Origin of the sequence: Yersinia massiliensis, assembly GCF_003048255.1 — a bacterium.
Lineage (GTDB): Bacteria > Pseudomonadota > Gammaproteobacteria > Enterobacterales > Enterobacteriaceae > Yersinia > Yersinia massiliensis_A.
Map to the genome: position 1 here is coordinate 4,946,825 of NZ_CP028487.1, position 18,752 is coordinate 4,965,576.

Here is an 18,752-nt window from a genome sequence, read left to right on the forward strand (position 1 = left end):
TTTTTGCCTTATAAGCTAAAACGAACGATACAAACCTTCACCAAGCTCGATTATCATTTCCGTATTGGCCCATTAGATGCTGACTGAACGTTTTGTCAGGGGATATTGTTGTGTTAAAAAAATTAGATTCACTACTCAACTCGGCAGGTATTGAGTTACCCGATCAGCAAAAATTACAGCTGATAGGCTATGTCGAACTGCTGCATAAGTGGAACAAAGCTTATAATCTGACTTCTGTTCGTGATCCGATGCAGATGCTGGTCCGGCATATTTTGGACAGTATTGTGGTTAATCCGTACCTACAAGGTCAGCGTTTTATCGATGTAGGGACGGGACCTGGGCTTCCAGGGATCCCTCTAGCCATTGTGCGTCCTAATGCTCACTTTACATTGCTTGATAGCTTGGGTAAGCGTGTACGTTTTTTACGACAAGTACAGCATGAACTGGGTTTAAGCAATATCGAACCAGTGCAAAGTCGGGTTGAAGACTTCGCAGCAGAGCCGCCATTTGACGGTGTGATAAGCCGCGCATTCGCATCGCTACAAGATATGTTGTCTTGGTGTCATCACTTACCTGGCAAGCCTGAAGGGCGTTTTTATGCACTTAAAGGCGTTAGGCCAGACGATGAATTGTTGACCTTGCCTGAAGGTATCATTCTTGAGTCTGTTGTTCGTTTGCAGGTGCCTGAGTTAGATGGTGAACGTCATTTGGTCATTCTTAAGTCAAACTAACTTTGCTATTTATCAACAAAAAGTAATAAATTTTTCGCTAACGACTGTCGCTTTACCTGACTTATTGTTTTTTCGTTTGATGAGTATTTATTCTTTTACTCTGCTTCTAAATGATTATATTTTACTTTTTGTTTACAAAACCAACGGTGGCATCTGTCTTAACTATATCGGAATCGGGTGAATAATAACTTTGGTCATTATTTTTCTGAGAATATGATGTTTTTTATGTATCTGAACTGTTGCATGAATCTTATCTGAAATGTCAATGGGACGTTTTTACTAAGTAGACAAATTGTTTGATAATGGTTTTAATTTAACATTATGATTTATAGAAGTTTTTATTCGCTCTTTTCGTTAAAGACAAAGCGGGTCGTTATGAGCTATAAATTAATTAGTTTTAATTTTTGTGATCCAATACACGCTTTATTGATAATAGTTGGAATCATAGGACAATTTAAATGGGGTTATATTCCGAGAGCAATCTTGTGAAAAAAGCCTAAAAGTAAAAAAATTGAATAATTGTTCACCTTTTCGTTACTTATCGATTGAATTCGTTTGAGTGGCCCGTATAATTTGCACGTTTTTTGCTGCTTGACTCAATGGGGTAAAAAGCAGTTTTATACCCCACTCAGTACACCCTAAGTGTGGTTCAGAGAGAACAAACGTCATGCCTGTGTCCCTGTACAGTGGGAAAATCGCACGAAAGTTACTGTTGTTGCAGTTAATGACTTTTGTTGTTCTCAGTGCTGCTTTTGGCTTGAAAAGCCTGGAATGGAGTGTATCTGCTCTGGCAGGTGGGCTGGCAGCATGGTTACCTAATGCCGTATTTATGTTGTTTGCTAGTCGTCATCAGGCAAAAACAGCAGCTCCGGGTCGTGTTGCATGGTCGTTCGCCATTGGTGAAGGGTTAAAAGTTATCGTGACGATAATTTTGCTGATTGTGGCGTTAGGGTTGCTTAAAGCAGCATTTGTGCCACTAGGCTTAACCTATTTAGCGGTGCTAATTGTGCAGATATTGGCACCGGCCGTGATAAGCGGCTACCGTACTTAACAGTTATCGTATTTAGCGGTTATCGCATTTAACTACAAAAGGGTAAGAGGCATCATGTCTGCATCAGGAGAAATCTCTACTCCAAGGGATTACATAGGACACCACCTGAATAACCTTCAGTTGGACCTGCGTACCTTTGAGTTGGTCAATCCCCACTCACCTGGCCCTGCAACGTTCTGGACGTTGAACATTGACTCTTTGTTCTTCTCTGTCGTGCTGGGGTTAGTTTTTCTGCTTATTTTCCGCAAAGTTGCAGCGGGTGCCACCAGTGGCGTGCCGGGTAAATTGCAGACAGCAGTTGAGCTTATTATCGGGTTTGTCGATAACAGCGTTCGGGATATGTACCACGGCAAAAGTAAAGTCATCGCACCATTAGCCCTGACCGTGTTTGTTTGGGTTTTATTGATGAACATGATGGACTTACTGCCAATCGATTTATTGCCTCTCATCGGCGAACGTGTCTTTGGGTTACCGGCACTGCGTGTGGTACCTACGGCTGATGTGAGTATTACCTTGTCCATGGCATTGGGTGTATTCATCCTGATCCTGTTCTATAGCATTAAAATGAAAGGTGTAGGCGGCTTCGTAAAAGAATTAACGATGCAGCCGTTCAATCACCCGATATTCATTCCAGTTAACTTAATTCTGGAAGGTGTCAGCCTGCTGTCCAAACCGGTTTCACTCGGTCTGCGACTGTTCGGCAACATGTATGCGGGTGAGTTGATCTTCATCCTGATTGCTGGCCTGTTGCCGTGGTGGTCACAGTGGATGCTCAGTTTACCTTGGGCTATCTTCCACATACTGATCATTACGTTACAAGCCTTTATCTTCATGGTTCTGACGATTGTCTATCTATCGATGGCATCCGAAGAGCACTGATTTTCTTATAACACTACTGCGTTTTAACTGAAATAAACTGGAGACTGTCATGGAAAACCTGAATATGGATCTGCTGTACATGGCTGCCGCTATAATGATGGGTTTAGCGGCAATCGGTGCTGCGATCGGTATCGGCATCCTGGGTGGTAAATTTTTGGAAGGCGCTGCACGTCAGCCTGACCTGATTCCTCTGCTGCGTACACAGTTCTTTATCGTCATGGGTCTGGTTGACGCCATCCCAATGATCGCTGTTGGTCTGGGCCTGTACGTGATGTTTGCTGTCGCGTAAGTAGAGTTTTCTCTACTGTGAAACTACACCAAACTATTAACTTTGAAAGAGGCATTGTGCTGTGAATCTTAACGCAACAATCCTCGGCCAGGCCATCGCGTTTGTCCTGTTTGTCCTGTTTTGTATGAAGTACATATGGCCGCCGATCATGGCTGCCATTGAGAAGCGTCAAAAAGAAATTGCTGACGGTCTCTCTTCTGCAGAGCGTGCCAAAAAAGATTTGGACTTAGCGCAAGCCAATGCGACCGACCAACTGAAGAAAGCGAAAGCAGAAGCACAGGTGATCATTGAGCAGGCAAGTAAACGCAAAGCTCAGATCCTTGATGAAGCTAAAGCAGAAGCTGAACAGGAACGTAACAAAATCGTGGCGCAAGCGCAGGCAGAGATCGACGCCGAACGTAAGCGCGCTCGTGAAGAGTTGCGTAAGCAAGTCGCGATGTTGGCTATAGCTGGCGCCGAGAAGATCATCGAACGTTCCGTGGATGAAGCTGCTAACAGCGACATCGTTGATAAACTGGTCGCTGAACTGTAAGGAGGGAGGGGCTGATGTCTGAATTTGTAACTGTAGCTCGCCCCTACGCCAAAGCAGCTTTTGACTTTGCTGTTGAGCACCAAGCGGTGGATCGTTGGCAGAATATGCTAGCGTTTACTGCCCAAGTGACTCGCAATGAACAAATCGCTGAATTGCTTTCCGGTGCGGTAGCACCAGAAACAATGTCTAAGACGTTTATTGCAGTTTGTGGTGATCAGCTCGATGAACCCGCACAGAACTTCATTCGAGTTATGGCGGAGAATGGCCGTTTACTGGTTCTTCCTGAGGTGTTGCAGCAGTTTATTCAACTGCGTGCCTCGCTGGAGTCAACCGTCGACGTTGAAGTGAGCTCAGCGAGCCCACTGAATGACGAACAGCTGGCTAAAATTGCCGCTGCGATGGAAAAACGTCTGTCACGCAAAGTTAAGCTGAATTGCAAAATTGATAAGTCTGTAATGGCCGGCGTAGTAATACGTGCAGGCGATATGGTGATAGATGGCAGCGTTCGCGGTCGTCTAGAACGCCTGGCGGACGTCTTGCAGTCTTAAGGGGACTGGAGCATATGCAACTGAATTCCACCGAAATCAGCGAACTGATCAAGCAGCGCATTGCTCAGTTCAATGTAGTGAGCGAAGCTCACAATGAAGGTACTATTGTTTCCGTCAGTGACGGGATCATCCGCGTACACGGTCTGGCCGACGTTATGCAGGGCGAGATGATCGCACTGCCAGGCAACCGTTATGCAATCGCACTGAACTTGGAGCGTGACTCCGTTGGTGCAGTCGTTATGGGTCCGTACGCCGATCTTGCCGAAGGCATGAAGGTTAAATGTACTGGCCGTATCCTAGAAGTTCCAGTCGGTCGTGGCTTGTTGGGTCGCGTCGTCAATACTCTGGGTGAACCTGTTGATGGTAAAGGTCCGGTAGAAAACGACGGCTTCTCAGCTGTTGAAGCTATCGCACCTGGCGTTATCGAACGTCAGTCCGTTGATGAGCCTGTCCAGACTGGCTATAAGTCAGTCGATGCCATGATCCCAATTGGTCGTGGTCAGCGTGAATTGATCATCGGTGACCGTCAGACAGGTAAAACTGCACTGGCGATTGATGCGATCATCAATCAGCGCGATTCCGGCATCAAGTGTGTGTATGTTGCTATCGGTCAGAAAGCCTCTACAGTTTCCAACGTAGTACGTAAACTGGAAGAGCATGGCGCATTGGCTAACACCATTGTGGTTGTTGCGACGGCTTCTGAATCAGCAGCATTACAATACTTGGCACCGTATTCCGGTTGTGCCATGGGTGAATACTTCCGTGATCGTGGTGAAGACGCTCTGATTATTTATGACGACCTGTCTAAACAGGCTGTTGCATATCGTCAAATCTCCTTGCTGCTTCGTCGTCCACCAGGTCGTGAAGCTTATCCTGGCGACGTATTCTATCTCCACTCCCGTTTGCTGGAACGTGCTGCGCGTGTTAACGCTGAATACGTTGAAGCCTTTACCAAGGGTGAAGTGAAAGGTAAAACCGGTTCTTTGACCGCTCTGCCAATCATTGAAACTCAAGCAGGGGACGTTTCCGCGTTCGTTCCGACCAACGTAATTTCGATTACCGATGGTCAGATCTTCTTGGAATCTAGCTTGTTTAACGCCGGTATTCGTCCTGCGGTTAACCCAGGTATCTCCGTATCCCGTGTGGGTGGTGCAGCGCAAACCAAGATCATGAAAAAACTGTCCGGTGGTATTCGTACCGCTCTGGCACAGTATCGTGAACTTGCTGCGTTCTCCCAGTTCGCATCCGATTTGGATGATGCAACACGTAAACAGCTGAGCCATGGTCAGAAAGTGACCGAGCTTCTGAAACAGAAACAGTATGCGCCAATGTCTGTCGCGCAGCAGTCTCTGGTTCTGTTCGCGGCTGAACGTGGTTATCTGGGTGATATCGAGTTGGCGAAGGTAGGTAGCTTTGAAGCTGCGCTGTTGGCATTTGCTGACCGTGAGCATGCCGAGCTTCTGCAACAAATCAACCAAACTGGCGCGTATAACGATGAGATCGAGGCCAAGCTGAAAGGCATCCTTGATACATTTAAGGCAACCCAGTCCTGGTAACGCTATGCGGCCCTGCTTTTCATTAGGAAAGCAGGCCGTCTGGCAATGAGGAGAAGCAGAAATGGCCGGCGCAAAAGAGATACGTTCCAAGATCGCCAGCGTGCAAAACACGCAAAAGATCACCAAAGCCATGGAGATGGTCGCCGCCTCCAAAATGCGTAAATCGCAGGAACGCATGGCGGCTAGCCGTCCTTATGCAGAAACTATGCGTAGTGTGATTGGTCACCTCGCGTTAGGTAATCTGGAATATAAACATCCGTACCTGGAAGAGCGCGACGTTAAGCGTGTTGGGTATCTGGTGGTTTCTACAGACCGTGGCTTATGCGGTGGTTTGAACATTAACCTGTTCAAAAAACTGTTGTCTGAGATGAAAGGTTGGTCTGAAAAAGGCGTTGAATGTGATTTAGCGCTGATCGGGTCAAAAGCAGCCTCTTTCTTTGGTTCCGTGGGCGGTAAGATCGTCGCTCAAGTCACTGGCATGGGGGATAACCCTTCTCTGTCAGAACTTATCGGGCCGGTGAAAGTGATGTTGCAAGCCTATGACGAAGGTCGTCTGGATAAACTGTATATCGTTAATAACAAGTTTATCAATACGATGTCTCAGGAACCACGGATCATGCAGCTACTACCTCTTCCGCCAGCGGAAGACGGTGAGCTGAAAAAGAAATCCTGGGATTATCTGTATGAACCCGATCCTAAAGCGCTGCTGGATACCCTCCTGCGCCGCTATGTAGAATCGCAAGTTTATCAGGGCGTCGTTGAAAACCTGGCCAGCGAGCAGGCCGCGCGAATGGTAGCGATGAAAGCCGCCACCGATAACGGCGGTAGCCTGATCAAAGAGCTGCAGTTGGTTTACAACAAGGCTCGTCAGGCCAGCATCACTCAGGAACTCACCGAAATCGTCGGGGGAGCCTCCGCGGTTTAACCAGGTTATTACCCTAAATAGGTCAGATTGTAGCGTGGCAGTCGATGCTACAGCAGTTTGAAATATGAGGGGTAAACGTATTACGTAGAGGATTCAAGATGGCTACTGGAAAGATTATCCAGGTAATCGGCGCCGTAGTGGACGTCGAATTCCCCCAAGACGCTGTACCAAAAGTGTACAACGCCCTTGAGGTTGAAGGCACGGCTGAAAAGCTAGTGCTGGAAGTTCAGCAACAGCTGGGCGGTGGTGTTGTTCGTTGTATCGCAATGGGCTCGTCCGATGGTTTGAGCCGTGGGTTGAAAGTCATCAACCTGGAACACCCAATTGAAGTGCCAGTTGGCAAATCAACACTGGGCCGTATCATGAACGTATTGGGTGACCCAATCGACATGAAAGGTCCAATCGGTGAAGAAGAGCGTTGGGCAATCCACCGTGAAGCGCCTTCTTACGAAGAGCTTGCCAGCTCGCAAGATCTGTTAGAAACCGGCATCAAGGTAATGGATCTGATTTGTCCGTTCGCTAAGGGCGGTAAAGTCGGTCTGTTCGGTGGTGCGGGTGTAGGTAAAACAGTAAACATGATGGAGCTGATTCGTAACATTGCGATTGAGCACTCAGGTTACTCTGTATTTGCCGGCGTGGGTGAACGTACTCGTGAGGGTAACGACTTCTACCACGAGATGACTGACTCCAACGTTTTGGACAAAGTATCCTTGGTTTATGGCCAGATGAATGAGCCACCAGGTAACCGTCTGCGCGTTGCACTGACTGGCTTGACCATGGCGGAGAAATTCCGTGATGAAGGCCGTGACGTACTGTTGTTCATCGATAACATCTATCGTTATACCTTGGCTGGTACAGAAGTATCTGCACTGCTGGGTCGTATGCCATCTGCGGTAGGCTATCAGCCAACGCTGGCAGAAGAGATGGGTGTGTTGCAGGAGCGTATTACGTCCACTAAGACGGGTTCAATCACTTCCGTACAGGCCGTTTACGTACCTGCGGATGACTTGACTGACCCATCACCAGCAACCACCTTTGCTCACTTGGATGCAACCGTTGTTCTGAGTCGTCAAATCGCCTCTTTGGGTATTTACCCAGCGGTTGACCCACTTGACTCTACTAGCCGTCAGCTCGATCCGCTGATTGTTGGTCAGGAGCACTACGATGTAGCGCGTGGCGTGCAGTCAATTCTGCAACGTTACCAAGAGCTGAAAGATATCATCGCGATCTTGGGTATGGACGAGTTGTCAGAAGATGACAAACTGGTTGTATCCCGTGCGCGTAAAATTCAGCGCTTCCTGTCTCAACCGTTCTTCGTGGCAGAAGTCTTTACCGGTTCACCGGGCAAGTTCGTTTCGCTGAAAGACACCATTCGTGGTTTCAAAGGCATCATGAACGGCGACTACGACCACTTGCCGGAGCAGGCGTTCTACATGGTTGGCACCATTGAAGAAGCAGTGGAAAAAGCCAAGAAACTGTAACGCTGTTGACTGGAGGGTGACATGGCTGCAATGACTTACCATCTGGATGTTGTGAGCGCAGAGAAGAAAATGTTCTCTGGTGTGGTACAAAAAATTCAGGTGACGGGTAGTGAAGGTGAACTGGGAATTTTCCCTGGTCATGCCCCACTGCTCACTGCCATTAAGCCTGGCATGATACGTATCGTTAAGCAGTTCGGTGAGGAAGAGTTTATTTATCTTTCTGGCGGCATCCTTGAGGTGCAACCGAGCGTTGTGATCGTATTGGCTGACACTGCTATTCGTGGGCAGGATTTGGACGAAGCTAAGGCGCTAGAATCTAAGCGCAAAGCAGAAGCCCATATCAGTAACTCTCATGGTGATGTCGACTATGCTCAGGCATCTGCTGAATTGGCGAAGGCGATTGCGAAATTACGCGTAATCGAGTTGACCAGGAAAGCGATGTAATTTTATATCATGCGGTTCGTTAGTGAATTCTAATTGATAACGCATTGAATTATAAAATTATTATAGATATGACAATAGAATGCCAGTCAGGTTACCTGATTGGCATTTTTTTTATCTTTACTCTGCCATCTCGGCTGTTCATCCTCCAATCGATGGCATGATGATCTCCACGTCATTACCTATGCTGTGATTAACAAATCCTAAGCTAAACTAAAACAGTTTCTTTCTGAAAATTCTTGTTTCTTCCCGTAAAATAAGTGGTTAATAGCCTGAATAAGTGAATGTATTTTGACTAAAATAGGTCTGAAAACGTCGCTGATCGCAGACACTTTTTAGCACATTTTTTCGTTACGGGGTCAGTCGCTACAACCCTTTAACCATGCGGGTTCGGCCCATTTTTCGTTGAGAAATATGTAGTAATTATTTCGCCAAACAGGTTTACTTCCGTCTATTAAATTGGAGTTATCAGGTTGCTTATGTCTAACAGCTCAATGAGTGTAGTCATCCTTGCCGCAGGTAAGGGGACTCGTATGTATTCCGACCTTCCTAAGGTGTTACACCCATTGGCAGGCAAGCCGATGGTTCAGCATGTTATTGATGCCGCCATGAAGTTGGGGGCGAAAAATGTCCATTTAGTTTATGGGCATGGTGGCGATTTGCTGAAAAATACGCTGACTGATCCATCCTTGAATTGGGTTTTACAGGCAGAGCAGCTTGGTACAGGGCATGCGATGCAACAAGCTGCGCCGCATTTTGCCGACGATGAAGATGTGCTGATGCTTTACGGCGACGTGCCTTTGATCTCAGTTGATACCCTGCAACGTTTGCTGGCGGCTAAACCGCAAGGTGGGATTGGCTTGCTGACAGTGAAGCTGGATGACCCAAGTGGTTATGGCCGTATTGTGCGCGAACAGGGTGATGTGGTGGGGATTGTTGAGCATAAAGATGCCAGCGATGCGCAGCGCGAGATAAATGAAATCAACACTGGGATACTGGTCGCGAATGGGCGTGATTTAAAACGTTGGTTGTCGCTGCTGGATAACAACAATGCACAGGGCGAGTTTTATATCACGGATATTATCGCTCTAGCTCATGCTGACGGTAAGAAGATTGCGACCGTTCATCCTACTCGCCTCAGTGAGGTGGAAGGGGTCAATAACCGCCTCCAACTGGCGGCTCTTGAGCGAGTATTTCAATCCGAGCAAGCAGAAAGACTGTTGTTAGCCGGCGTTATGTTACTGGATCCTGCCCGCTTTGATTTGCGCGGAGAATTAACACATGGGCGCGATATTACTATCGATACCAATGTCATCATTGAAGGCCATGTGATTTTAGGTGACCGCGTACGTATCGGTACGGGATGTGTGCTGAAAAATTGTGTTATTGGCGATGATTCAGAAATCAGTCCCTACACGGTTGTAGAAGATTCCCGTTTGGATGCGGCTTGTACCGTTGGCCCATTTGCTCGCTTGCGTCCTGGCGCAGAGTTAGCAGAAGGCGCGCACGTCGGTAACTTTGTCGAAATCAAGAAAACCCGCTTGGGCAAAGGCTCGAAGGCGGGTCACCTCTCCTATTTAGGCGATGCTGAAATTGGTTCTGGCGTAAATATTGGCGCAGGAACTATAACTTGCAACTATGATGGAGCTAATAAGTTTAAAACAATTATTGGCGATAATGTCTTTGTTGGCTCCGATACTCAACTGGTGGCTCCCGTCACGGTAGCGGATGGCGCCACTATTGCTGCAGGTACGACCGTGACCCGTGATATCGCTGAAGATGAGTTAGTGCTCAGTCGTATCAAGCAGGTCCACGTGCAGGGTTGGCAGCGGCCGGTAAAGAAAAAATAAGCGATTAAAATACGCCCCTTCAAGGTGATTGATGATGCTTTGAAGGGATGTTTTGCCCTGTATTTTTGGACTCAATATTTCAACCGAGAATACAGCACAAAACATAATAATCCCCAACTCTACAGGCTCGGGGAACCCGGAAAATCCGGATCAATCAGGTCACTGACATCGACAAGGTTCGAAAAGAACCTTACATAGGAATAAAACAGATGTGTGGAATAGTTGGCGCAGTAGCGCAACGTGATATCGCTGAGATTCTGATCGAAGGTTTACGTCGTCTTGAATACCGTGGCTACGACTCTGCGGGTTTAGCCGTGGTAGATGCCGAAGGTAACATGACCCGCCTACGTCGGGTGGGCAAAGTTCAGGCACTGTCTGACGCAGCTGAAAGTCAGGATTTGCACGGTGGTACTGGGATTGCACATACCCGCTGGGCGACTCATGGTGAGCCATCAGAGGCGAATGCGCACCCTCATGTTTCTGACTATATCTCCGTTGTTCACAACGGCATTATTGAAAACCACGAACCTTTACGTGAGTTATTGATTGGTCGTGGTTACCGTTTCAGCTCTGAAACTGACACTGAAGTTATTGCTCACCTCGTGCATTGGGAGCTACAACAAGGTGGTTCATTGCTGGAAGTGGTTAAGCGTGTGATCCCGCAATTGCGTGGTGCTTATGGCACTGTGGTAATGGATAGCCGTGATCCAAGTCGTTTAGTGGCTGCTCGTTCAGGCAGCCCATTGGTTATTGGTTGTGGCGTGGGTGAAAACTTTATTGCCTCAGACCAATTGGCTCTGCTGCCAGTGACCCGTCGCTTTATCTTCCTTGAAGAAGGCGATGTGGTTGAAGTCACTCGTCGTAGCATTGAAATTTTTGATAAGCAGGGTAACGCCATCGAGCGCCCTGAAATTGAATCTCAAGTGCAATACGATGCTGGCGATAAAGGTGTTTACCGTCATTACATGCAGAAAGAGATTTATGAGCAGCCAATGGCGATTAAAAACACGCTGGAAGGCCGCTTAAATCATGGCGCGATTGATTTGTCTGAGCTTGGCCCAAAAGCCGACGCTTTGCTGGCTAATGTGCAGCACATTCAAATCATTGCCTGTGGGACGTCTTACAACTCAGGCATGGTTTCCCGCTACTGGTTTGAATCTTTAGCTGGTGTGCCTTGTGATGTGGAAATTGCGTCTGAATTCCGTTACCGCAAATCTGCTGTGCGCCCTAACAGCTTGCTGATTACTTTATCTCAATCGGGTGAAACTGCGGATACTTTGGCTGCGCTACGTTTATCCAAAGAATTGGGGTATTTAGGTTCGCTGGCGATTTGTAACGTAGCTGGTTCCTCATTGGTACGTGAGTCAGATTTAGCGTTAATGACTAAAGCCGGTACTGAAATTGGCGTGGCGTCCACCAAAGCGTTCACCACTCAGTTGACCGTTTTACTGATGCTGGTGGGGCGTATTGGTAAGCTGAAAGGCGCTGATGACAGCCTAGAACATGAAATCGTTCATGCGTTACAGGCATTACCTGCACGTATAGAGCAGATGCTGTCTTTGGATAAAACCATTGAAGCATTGGCTGAAGGTTTCTCTGATAAGCACAATGCATTGTTCCTTGGCCGTGGCGATCAATACCCGATTGCAATGGAAGGGGCGCTGAAGCTGAAAGAAATCTCTTATATTCATGCGGAAGCTTACGCTGCTGGTGAACTGAAGCATGGTCCGTTGGCACTGATTGATGCTGATATGCCGGTCATCGTCGTTGCGCCAAACAATGAATTGTTAGAAAAACTGAAATCTAACATTGAGGAAGTACGCGCTCGTGGTGGCTTACTGTATGTGTTTGCCGATCAAGATGCTGGTTTTGCCGACAGTGAAGGCATGAAAATCATTCAGTTGCCGCATGTTGAAGAGATCATTGCCCCTATCTTCTACACCGTACCACTACAGTTATTGTCTTATCACGTCGCCTTGATTAAAGGCACTGACGTCGATCAGCCACGTAACTTGGCAAAATCCGTCACGGTTGAATAATCTGAAACTGAACCCGCATCAATCTCACTAAGCCGGCAAATGCCGGCTTTTTTCTTAATTGCTTCGTAGTGAACTGTCATTTTTGGCTTAAAAATAAACAATGAATACGGCGTGATTGAGGCGATAAATGAAAGTTTTTGCGAATAAAAAGAGAAAAAAAACGGCCTAAATTCGTATCAATTACATGATAAATAAACACTTTATTTATCGTTTAATGCACTGTCATATAACTGTAATATTGCGTACATTTTTCTGTCATTAAACTGTCCTATTTTCCCTCCTGCACCATACTTAATCTGATGAAAACAATTTATACACTTTGTACTTTAAGCATCAGGGTTGTTAGCTACGTTCACTCACCCGAATCACTTACACCAGTAAGCACATCGGGATTCGTTCGCTGCCTGCCTGCTGCTCCAAGTTCTTCGGTATAGAGTTAATTCTAATATCCCATTAGGAGGGATTATGAAACTGATGCGTACCACCGTAGCCAGCATTGTGGCAGCGACTTTATCTATGACAACCGTGTCCGCGTTCGCTGCTGCAAGCCTGACAGGTGCAGGTGCGACATTCCCCGCGCCGGTGTATGCCAAGTGGGCAGATTCTTATCAGAAAGAAACAGGTAACAAAGTTAACTATCAGGGGATCGGTTCTTCAGGTGGCGTAAAACAAATTATCGCCAACACTGTTGACTTCGGTGCCTCTGATGCGCCATTAGCAGACGAAAAACTGGCTGCTGACGGTTTGTTCCAATTCCCAACGGTGATTGGCGGCGTTGTCTTAGCCGTTAATATCCCCGGCATTAAATCTGGTGAACTGACGTTAGACGGTAAAACACTGGGTGATATTTATCTGGGCAATGTTAAAAAGTGGAATGATCCTGCGATTGTTAAACTGAATCCTGGTGTTAATTTACCGGATCAAAATATCGCAGTGGTGCGTCGTGCTGATGGTTCTGGCACTTCATTCGTTTTCACCAGCTATCTGGCGAAAGTGAACGCAGAATGGAAAGAAAAGATCGGTGCTGGTTCAACAGTTAACTGGCCAACAGGTTTGGGCGGCAAAGGTAACGACGGCATCGCCGCATTCGTTCAACGTCTGCCGGGTTCCATTGGTTATGTAGAATACGCTTACGCCAAACAGAATAATCTGGCTTACACCAAACTGGTTTCTGCTGATGGCAAACCGGTTAGCCCAACTGAGCAGAGCTTTAGTGCTGCGGCTAAAGGTGTAGACTGGAGCAAAACATTCGCTCAAGATTTAACCAATCAAAAAGGTGATGATGTATGGCCAATTACATCAACAACCTTCATTTTGGTGCACAAAGAGCAGAAAGATGCAGCTAAAGGCACAGAAGTGTTGAAGTTCTTTGATTGGGCATACAAAAACGGCGCTCAACAAGCCAACGCACTGGATTATGCAACATTACCTGCAGAGGTTGTTGAGCAAATCCGCGCTGCTTGGAAAACTCAAGTTAAAGACAGTAGCGGTAAGCCACTGTTTTGATTTAAGACCATAGCCTTAAAGCTTTTGCTCCAATAAGTGATTTATAAAAAAATTGGTTGAGTAAATTACTCCCTCCCCTTGTTGGGGAGGGAAATAACACCCGGATGAGAAGAGAGTCTATGGCTGATTATAAGCCGACGATCAAAGCACCGAGTCAATACGGTGACATCATTTTCAGTGCGCTAGTTAAGCTGGCTGCGCTGATTACCCTATTTCTGTTGGGTGGCATCATCATTTCGCTGATTGTTGCTTCCTGGCCAAGCATTGAAAAATTTGGTTTTGCATTCTTGTGGACCAAAGAGTGGGATCCTCCGGCTGAGCAGTTTGGTGCCTTAGTGCCGATTTACGGCACCATCGTGACCTCTGTGATTGCTCTGCTGATCGCGGTGCCCGTCAGCTTTGGGATTGCCTTGTTCTTAACCGAACTGGCCCCAAACTGGTTAAAACGCCCCTTAGGTGTTGCCATCGAGCTGCTCGCGGCTATCCCCAGTATCGTTTACGGTATGTGGGGCTTGTTCGTCTTCGCACCCTTGTTTGCCCGCTATTTCCAAGAACCCGTCGGCAATGTGATGTCTGGTATCCCGATTGTGGGTGTCCTGTTCTCAGGGCCGGCATTCGGTATCGGTATTTTGGCCGCGGGTATTATCTTAGCCATCATGATTATTCCTTACATCGCGGCGGTTATGCGTGATGTATTCGAACAAACCCCTGTGATGATGAAAGAGTCGGCATACGGCATTGGGTGTACCACGTGGGAAGTTATCTGGCGTATTGTGCTGCCTTATACCAAAAATGGTGTAATCGGTGGCGTAATGTTAGGGCTAGGTCGTGCCTTAGGGGAAACCATGGCGGTCACCTTTATTATCGGCAACACCTATCAGCTCGACAGCTTCTCGCTGTTTATGCCAGGCAACAGTATTACCTCCGCGTTGGCGAATGAATTTGCTGAAGCTGAGTCAGGCTTACATACCGCAGCATTGATGGAATTGGGCCTGATCTTGTTCGTCATTACCTTTATCGTGCTGGCTTTATCTAAGTTAATGATTTCGCGTCTGGCTAAGAAAGAGGGGCGTTAAGATGGCAACGATGGATATGCAAAGTGATGCGACGCTGATGGAAACCCGCCGTAAAAAGCAGGCATGGCGTCGCCAGAAGAACCGTCTTGCCTTAATACTGTCCATGGCAACGATGGTGTTTGGTTTGTTCTGGTTGGTGTGGATTTTGTTCTCCACGATAACCAAAGGTATTGATGGTATGTCGCTGGCATTGTTTACCGAGATGACACCGCCACCGAATACGGCGGGTGGTGGTTTGGCGAATGCGATTGCCGGTAGCGGGTTATTAATCTTCTGGGCGACCGTTATAGGCACGCCATTGGGGATTATGGCGGGGATTTATCTGGCCGAATATGGGCGTAAATCTTGGCTGGCAGAAATCACCCGTTTTATTAATGACATTTTGTTATCAGCGCCTTCTATTGTTGTCGGCCTGTTTGTCTACACCATTGTGGTTGCCAAGATGGAGCATTTCTCCGGCTGGGCTGGGGTGATTGCACTGGCGCTGTTACAAGTGCCAATTGTGATTCGTACCACCGAAAACATGCTGAAATTGGTGCCTGATAGCTTACGTGAAGCCGCTTATGCATTAGGCACACCAAAGTGGCGCATGATTTCGGCCATTACGCTAAAAGCCTCTATTTCTGGGATTTTGACGGGTATTTTGCTGGCAGTGGCACGTATTGCAGGCGAAACAGCACCGCTGCTTTTCACATCGCTCTCCAACCAATTCTGGAGTACCGACCTGAGCCAGCCGATTGCTAACTTGCCAGTCACCATCTTTAAGTTCGCCATGAGCCCGTTTGCCGAGTGGCAACAGCTGGCTTGGGCTGGGGTATTACTGATTACCCTGTGCGTACTGTTACTGAATATTCTGGCTCGCGTGATTTTCGCTAAGAAAAAGCACTGATAGGCTGCTAAAACATCAGCCATTAGCAACGAAAATACCGATTCGCCAACAATGACTAAAATGCGGCTCAGGCGGCATTGGCTAAAAGAGAGACATCTTGATGAGTATGGCTACTGACACTAACAACAGCAAAATTCAGGTTCGTGATCTGAACTTCTACTACGGTAAATTCCATGCGTTGAAGAATATCTCGCTGGATATTGCTAAAAACCAGGTCACAGCATTCATCGGCCCATCAGGTTGTGGTAAATCGACATTATTGCGTACATTCAACAAAATGTATCAGCTGTACCCCGATCAGCGTGCCGAAGGCGATATCATTCTGGATGGTCAAAATATCCTGACCGATAAGCAAGATATTGCGTTGTTGCGGGCTAAGGTGGGTATGGTTTTCCAAAAACCGACACCGTTCCCAATGTCGATTTACGATAACATCGCTTTTGGCGTCAAGCTGTTTGAAAACCTATCTCGAGCCGATATGGATGAGCGCGTGCAATGGGCGTTAACCAAAGCGGCACTGTGGAATGAAACCAAAGATAAGCTGAACCAGAGCGGTTATAGCCTATCGGGTGGTCAGCAACAGCGTCTGTGTATTGCGCGCGGTATCGCAATTCGCCCTGATGTCTTGCTGCTTGATGAGCCTTGCTCGGCGCTTGACCCTATCTCCACTGGCCGCATTGAAGAGCTTATCAGCGAATTGAAATCTGATTACACAGTGGTGATTGTGACGCACAACATGCAACAAGCTGCCCGTTGCTCTGATCACACCGCATTTATGTATTTGGGTGAATTAATTGAATTCAGTGATACCGATACGCTGTTTACCGCACCACAGCAGAAACAGACGGAAGATTATATTACTGGTCGCTATGGTTGATCACCTGACTCAAAGCGCTACTACACTAATTTCGCCTACTGCTATCGGGATAGGCTATACGTACGGGAAGCAGCATGGATAACCTGAATCTAAACAAACACATTTCTGGCCAGTTTAATGCAGAACTTGAGCATATCCGCACCCAAGTTTTAACCATGGGTGGGCTGGTGGAGCAACAATTATCTGACGCGATCACCGCCATGCATAATCAGGACGGTGAGTTAGCTAAACAGGTCATTGCGGGCGATAAAAATGTCAACATGATGGAAGTGGCCATTGATGAAGCTTGTGTGCGCATCATTGCCAAACGCCAGCCAACGGCCAGCGATTTACGTCTGGTGATGGCGATCATCAAGACCATTTCAGAATTGGAACGTATCGGTGATGTGGCAGATAAAATCTGCCGCACCGCATTGGAAAAGTTCTCTCATCAACATCAACCTTTATTGGTCAGCTTAGAATCTCTAGGCCGACATACTGTGCAGATGCTGCATGATGTGCTTGATGCCTTTGCGCGTATGGATTTGGATGAAGCGATTCGAATTTATCGTGAAGATAAGAAGGTTGATCAGGAATATGAAGGCATCGTCCGTCAATTAATGACCTATATGATGGAAGATCCGCGAACCATTCCAAGTGTGCTGACCGCGCTGTTCTGCGCCCGTTCCATTGAACGTATTGGTGACCGCTGCCAGAATATTTGCGAATTCATTTTCTACTTCGTTAAAGGGCAGGACTTCCGCCACCTTGGCGGTGATGATTTAGAAAAGTTGCTTTCTAGTAAGCCTGAAAAATAATATCTACCCTCAATCAAGTGGGTTAATCGTGCTTGATTGGGGGATATTTTTATTGAGAACCATTCCCCTTGTATTAGTCACATATCAACTTAACTAATAGGTTGATGCCAAGCTATTTTTATCAATAGAAGCAAACGAATTCCCTGAGATGAATTGGTTATAAATATATCCTTTTATATTATTTCCTGACCTAACGATGAGTTGATAGCTTACACATATCGCAACATCTCAATCATCTTAGGAGCTTTCAATGAAGCAATCTTTATCCACCAAAAAAAGTGCACTGGCCTTAACACTGCTTGCTGGCTTGGCTACGCTTTCTGGCGCCGCTCACGCAGATAAATTGGATGATATCAAGCAAGCCGGTGTGGTGCGGATTGCTGTTTTTGATAGCAACCCTCCCTTTGGTTATATCGACCCACAGACTAAAAAATTGGTGGGTTATGACGTGGATGTGGCAAACGCCATTGCGAAGGATTTAGGCGTAAAAGTTGAACTGCGAGCAACCAATCCGGCAAACCGCATTCCATTGTTGACGTCGAAAAAAGTGGATTTGATTGCCGCTAACTTCACCATTACAGATGAACGCGCCAAAGAAGTTAACTTCAGCCTGCCGTATTTTGCGACAGGTCAGAAGTTCATCGCCCATAAAGGGGTGCTGAAAACACCAGAAGATATCCGTAAATTACGTATTGGCGCAGATAAAGGCACCGTACAAGAGATCACCCTGCGTGAACATTATCCAACGGCAAAAGTGATTTCTTACGATGATACGCCATTGGCATTCACAGCCCTGCGTAATGGTAACGTTCAAGCTATCACTCAAGATGACGCGAAGTTAGTCGGCCTGCTGGGTAATCTACCTGCGGCACAAAAAGCTGATTTTGAGATTTCACCCTTCAGTATCACCAAAGAATACCAAGGTGTGGGCATTCCTAAAGGTGAAGACCGTTTAACGGCGACGGTGAATGAAACACTGGTTAAACTGGAAAAAGATGGCCAGGCAGCTATCATTTATGACCGTTGGTTCGGGCCTGAAACCAATGCAGCTCAACCTCGTGGTGATTTTAAGTTTGCACCGTTAGAGAAGCAGCCTAAAGCATAAATTATCCCCTTGTCCTTGTCCTTGGCGTTGCAGGCAGGTTTATTGACTTGCTGCCTGCAGCACCAAGGGCTTTGAGGATGGCGCCATAAGGCACCGTCAATCGAGACGTAGAAATAAGATGGATTTTATTGTGCACCTAAAAGCTCATACGGTTAGGGTATCAGGAAGATATAGGTATAA

General features: G+C 46.9%; 18 protein-coding genes. All 18 read left to right on the forward strand.

Annotation, left to right across the window (positions count from 1 at the left end):
- The first annotated feature begins 110 nt into the window (after positions 1 to 110).
- The 18 genes from rsmG (at position 111) to DA391_RS23035 (ending at position 18,572) form a co-directional block, all read left to right on the forward strand.
- Positions 111 to 731: a 16S rRNA (guanine(527)-N(7))-methyltransferase RsmG gene (gene rsmG / locus DA391_RS22950; RefSeq protein ID WP_050083539.1), complete on the forward strand. Its 621-nt coding sequence runs from the start codon at positions 111 to 113 to the stop codon at positions 729 to 731.
- 667 nt (positions 732 to 1,398) lie between these two features.
- Entirely contained in the window at positions 1,399 to 1,782 is a 384-nt protein-coding gene (gene atpI, locus DA391_RS22955) for a F0F1 ATP synthase subunit I (protein WP_050083541.1), read from the forward strand.
- A 54-nt stretch (positions 1,783 to 1,836) separates the two neighbouring features.
- A complete protein-coding gene (atpB, locus tag DA391_RS22960; RefSeq protein WP_050083542.1) occupies positions 1,837 to 2,661 on the forward strand; it encodes a F0F1 ATP synthase subunit A in 825 nt (274 codons plus the stop codon).
- Between the two features lie 49 nt (positions 2,662 to 2,710).
- A complete protein-coding gene (gene atpE, locus DA391_RS22965) occupies positions 2,711 to 2,950 on the forward strand; it encodes a F0F1 ATP synthase subunit C (RefSeq protein ID WP_004393045.1) in 240 nt (79 codons plus the stop codon).
- A 61-nt stretch (positions 2,951 to 3,011) separates the two neighbouring features.
- Entirely contained in the window at positions 3,012 to 3,482 is a 471-nt protein-coding gene (gene atpF / locus DA391_RS22970; protein WP_004393038.1) for a F0F1 ATP synthase subunit B, read from the forward strand.
- 14 nt (positions 3,483 to 3,496) lie between these two features.
- On the forward strand, positions 3,497 to 4,030 hold the full coding sequence (gene atpH / locus DA391_RS22975; protein WP_049610308.1) for a F0F1 ATP synthase subunit delta: 534 nt from the start codon (positions 3,497 to 3,499) through the stop codon (positions 4,028 to 4,030).
- Between the two features lie 14 nt (positions 4,031 to 4,044).
- A complete protein-coding gene (gene atpA, locus DA391_RS22980; RefSeq protein ID WP_019212628.1) occupies positions 4,045 to 5,586 on the forward strand; it encodes a F0F1 ATP synthase subunit alpha in 1,542 nt (513 codons plus the stop codon).
- Between the two features lie 61 nt (positions 5,587 to 5,647).
- Positions 5,648 to 6,511 (forward strand): F0F1 ATP synthase subunit gamma, encoded by an 864-nt coding sequence (gene atpG / locus DA391_RS22985; protein ID WP_019212629.1) that lies wholly within the window; start codon positions 5,648 to 5,650, stop codon positions 6,509 to 6,511.
- 98 nt (positions 6,512 to 6,609) lie between these two features.
- Complete coding sequence (atpD, locus tag DA391_RS22990) at positions 6,610 to 7,992, forward strand: F0F1 ATP synthase subunit beta (protein WP_019212630.1); 1,383 nt, start codon at positions 6,610 to 6,612, stop codon at positions 7,990 to 7,992.
- Positions 7,993 to 8,013: 21 nt separating this feature from the next.
- The gene (locus tag DA391_RS22995) at positions 8,014 to 8,436 is read left to right on the forward strand and encodes a F0F1 ATP synthase subunit epsilon (RefSeq protein WP_019212631.1); all 423 of its coding nucleotides are present in this window, start codon (positions 8,014 to 8,016) and stop codon (positions 8,434 to 8,436) included.
- Between the two features lie 476 nt (positions 8,437 to 8,912).
- The gene (gene glmU, locus DA391_RS23000) at positions 8,913 to 10,283 is read left to right on the forward strand and encodes a bifunctional UDP-N-acetylglucosamine diphosphorylase/glucosamine-1-phosphate N-acetyltransferase GlmU (protein ID WP_108088227.1); all 1,371 of its coding nucleotides are present in this window, start codon (positions 8,913 to 8,915) and stop codon (positions 10,281 to 10,283) included.
- A gap of 209 nt (positions 10,284 to 10,492) precedes the next feature.
- The gene (gene glmS / locus DA391_RS23005) at positions 10,493 to 12,322 is read left to right on the forward strand and encodes a glutamine--fructose-6-phosphate transaminase (isomerizing) (protein ID WP_050083547.1); all 1,830 of its coding nucleotides are present in this window, start codon (positions 10,493 to 10,495) and stop codon (positions 12,320 to 12,322) included.
- Positions 12,323 to 12,787: 465 nt separating this feature from the next.
- A complete protein-coding gene (gene pstS, locus DA391_RS23010) occupies positions 12,788 to 13,828 on the forward strand; it encodes a phosphate ABC transporter substrate-binding protein PstS (RefSeq protein ID WP_050083548.1) in 1,041 nt (346 codons plus the stop codon).
- 119 nt (positions 13,829 to 13,947) lie between these two features.
- A complete protein-coding gene (gene pstC / locus DA391_RS23015; protein ID WP_049610297.1) occupies positions 13,948 to 14,904 on the forward strand; it encodes a phosphate ABC transporter permease PstC in 957 nt (318 codons plus the stop codon).
- Between the two features lies 1 nt (position 14,905).
- Positions 14,906 to 15,793 (forward strand): phosphate ABC transporter permease PstA, encoded by an 888-nt coding sequence (pstA, locus tag DA391_RS23020; protein ID WP_050083551.1) that lies wholly within the window; start codon positions 14,906 to 14,908, stop codon positions 15,791 to 15,793.
- A 100-nt stretch (positions 15,794 to 15,893) separates the two neighbouring features.
- Complete coding sequence (pstB, locus tag DA391_RS23025; RefSeq protein ID WP_019212638.1) at positions 15,894 to 16,670, forward strand: phosphate ABC transporter ATP-binding protein PstB; 777 nt, start codon at positions 15,894 to 15,896, stop codon at positions 16,668 to 16,670.
- A gap of 74 nt (positions 16,671 to 16,744) precedes the next feature.
- The gene (gene phoU, locus DA391_RS23030; protein ID WP_019212639.1) at positions 16,745 to 17,467 is read left to right on the forward strand and encodes a phosphate signaling complex protein PhoU; all 723 of its coding nucleotides are present in this window, start codon (positions 16,745 to 16,747) and stop codon (positions 17,465 to 17,467) included.
- Positions 17,468 to 17,717: 250 nt separating this feature from the next.
- Complete coding sequence (locus tag DA391_RS23035) at positions 17,718 to 18,572, forward strand: ABC transporter substrate-binding protein (RefSeq protein ID WP_050083552.1); 855 nt, start codon at positions 17,718 to 17,720, stop codon at positions 18,570 to 18,572.
- Positions 18,573 to 18,752: the final 180 nt, after the last annotated feature.

What these genes read in the sequence shown, in the direction of transcription:
- atpA (WP_019212628.1), top strand. Translation starts at nt 4,045, where the DNA reads ATGCAACTGAATTCCACCGAAATCAGCGAACTGATCAAGCAGCGCATT.
- atpD (WP_019212630.1), top strand. Translation starts at nt 6,610, where the DNA reads ATGGCTACTGGAAAGATTATCCAGGTAATCGGCGCCGTAGTGGACGTC.
- atpI (WP_050083541.1), top strand. Translation starts at nt 1,399, where the DNA reads ATGCCTGTGTCCCTGTACAGTGGGAAAATCGCACGAAAGTTACTGTTG.
- pstS (WP_050083548.1), top strand. Translation starts at nt 12,788, where the DNA reads ATGAAACTGATGCGTACCACCGTAGCCAGCATTGTGGCAGCGACTTTA.
- glmS (WP_050083547.1), top strand. Translation starts at nt 10,493, where the DNA reads ATGTGTGGAATAGTTGGCGCAGTAGCGCAACGTGATATCGCTGAGATT.
- atpE (WP_004393045.1), top strand. Translation starts at nt 2,711, where the DNA reads ATGGAAAACCTGAATATGGATCTGCTGTACATGGCTGCCGCTATAATG.
- DA391_RS22995 (WP_019212631.1), top strand. Translation starts at nt 8,014, where the DNA reads ATGGCTGCAATGACTTACCATCTGGATGTTGTGAGCGCAGAGAAGAAA.
- pstC (WP_049610297.1), top strand. Translation starts at nt 13,948, where the DNA reads ATGGCTGATTATAAGCCGACGATCAAAGCACCGAGTCAATACGGTGAC.
- atpH (WP_049610308.1), top strand. Translation starts at nt 3,497, where the DNA reads ATGTCTGAATTTGTAACTGTAGCTCGCCCCTACGCCAAAGCAGCTTTT.
- atpG (WP_019212629.1), top strand. Translation starts at nt 5,648, where the DNA reads ATGGCCGGCGCAAAAGAGATACGTTCCAAGATCGCCAGCGTGCAAAAC.
- pstA (WP_050083551.1), top strand. Translation starts at nt 14,906, where the DNA reads ATGGCAACGATGGATATGCAAAGTGATGCGACGCTGATGGAAACCCGC.
- DA391_RS23035 (WP_050083552.1), top strand. Translation starts at nt 17,718, where the DNA reads ATGAAGCAATCTTTATCCACCAAAAAAAGTGCACTGGCCTTAACACTG.
- phoU (WP_019212639.1), top strand. Translation starts at nt 16,745, where the DNA reads ATGGATAACCTGAATCTAAACAAACACATTTCTGGCCAGTTTAATGCA.
- atpB (WP_050083542.1), top strand. Translation starts at nt 1,837, where the DNA reads ATGTCTGCATCAGGAGAAATCTCTACTCCAAGGGATTACATAGGACAC.
- glmU (WP_108088227.1), top strand. Translation starts at nt 8,913, where the DNA reads ATGTCTAACAGCTCAATGAGTGTAGTCATCCTTGCCGCAGGTAAGGGG.
- pstB (WP_019212638.1), top strand. Translation starts at nt 15,894, where the DNA reads ATGAGTATGGCTACTGACACTAACAACAGCAAAATTCAGGTTCGTGAT.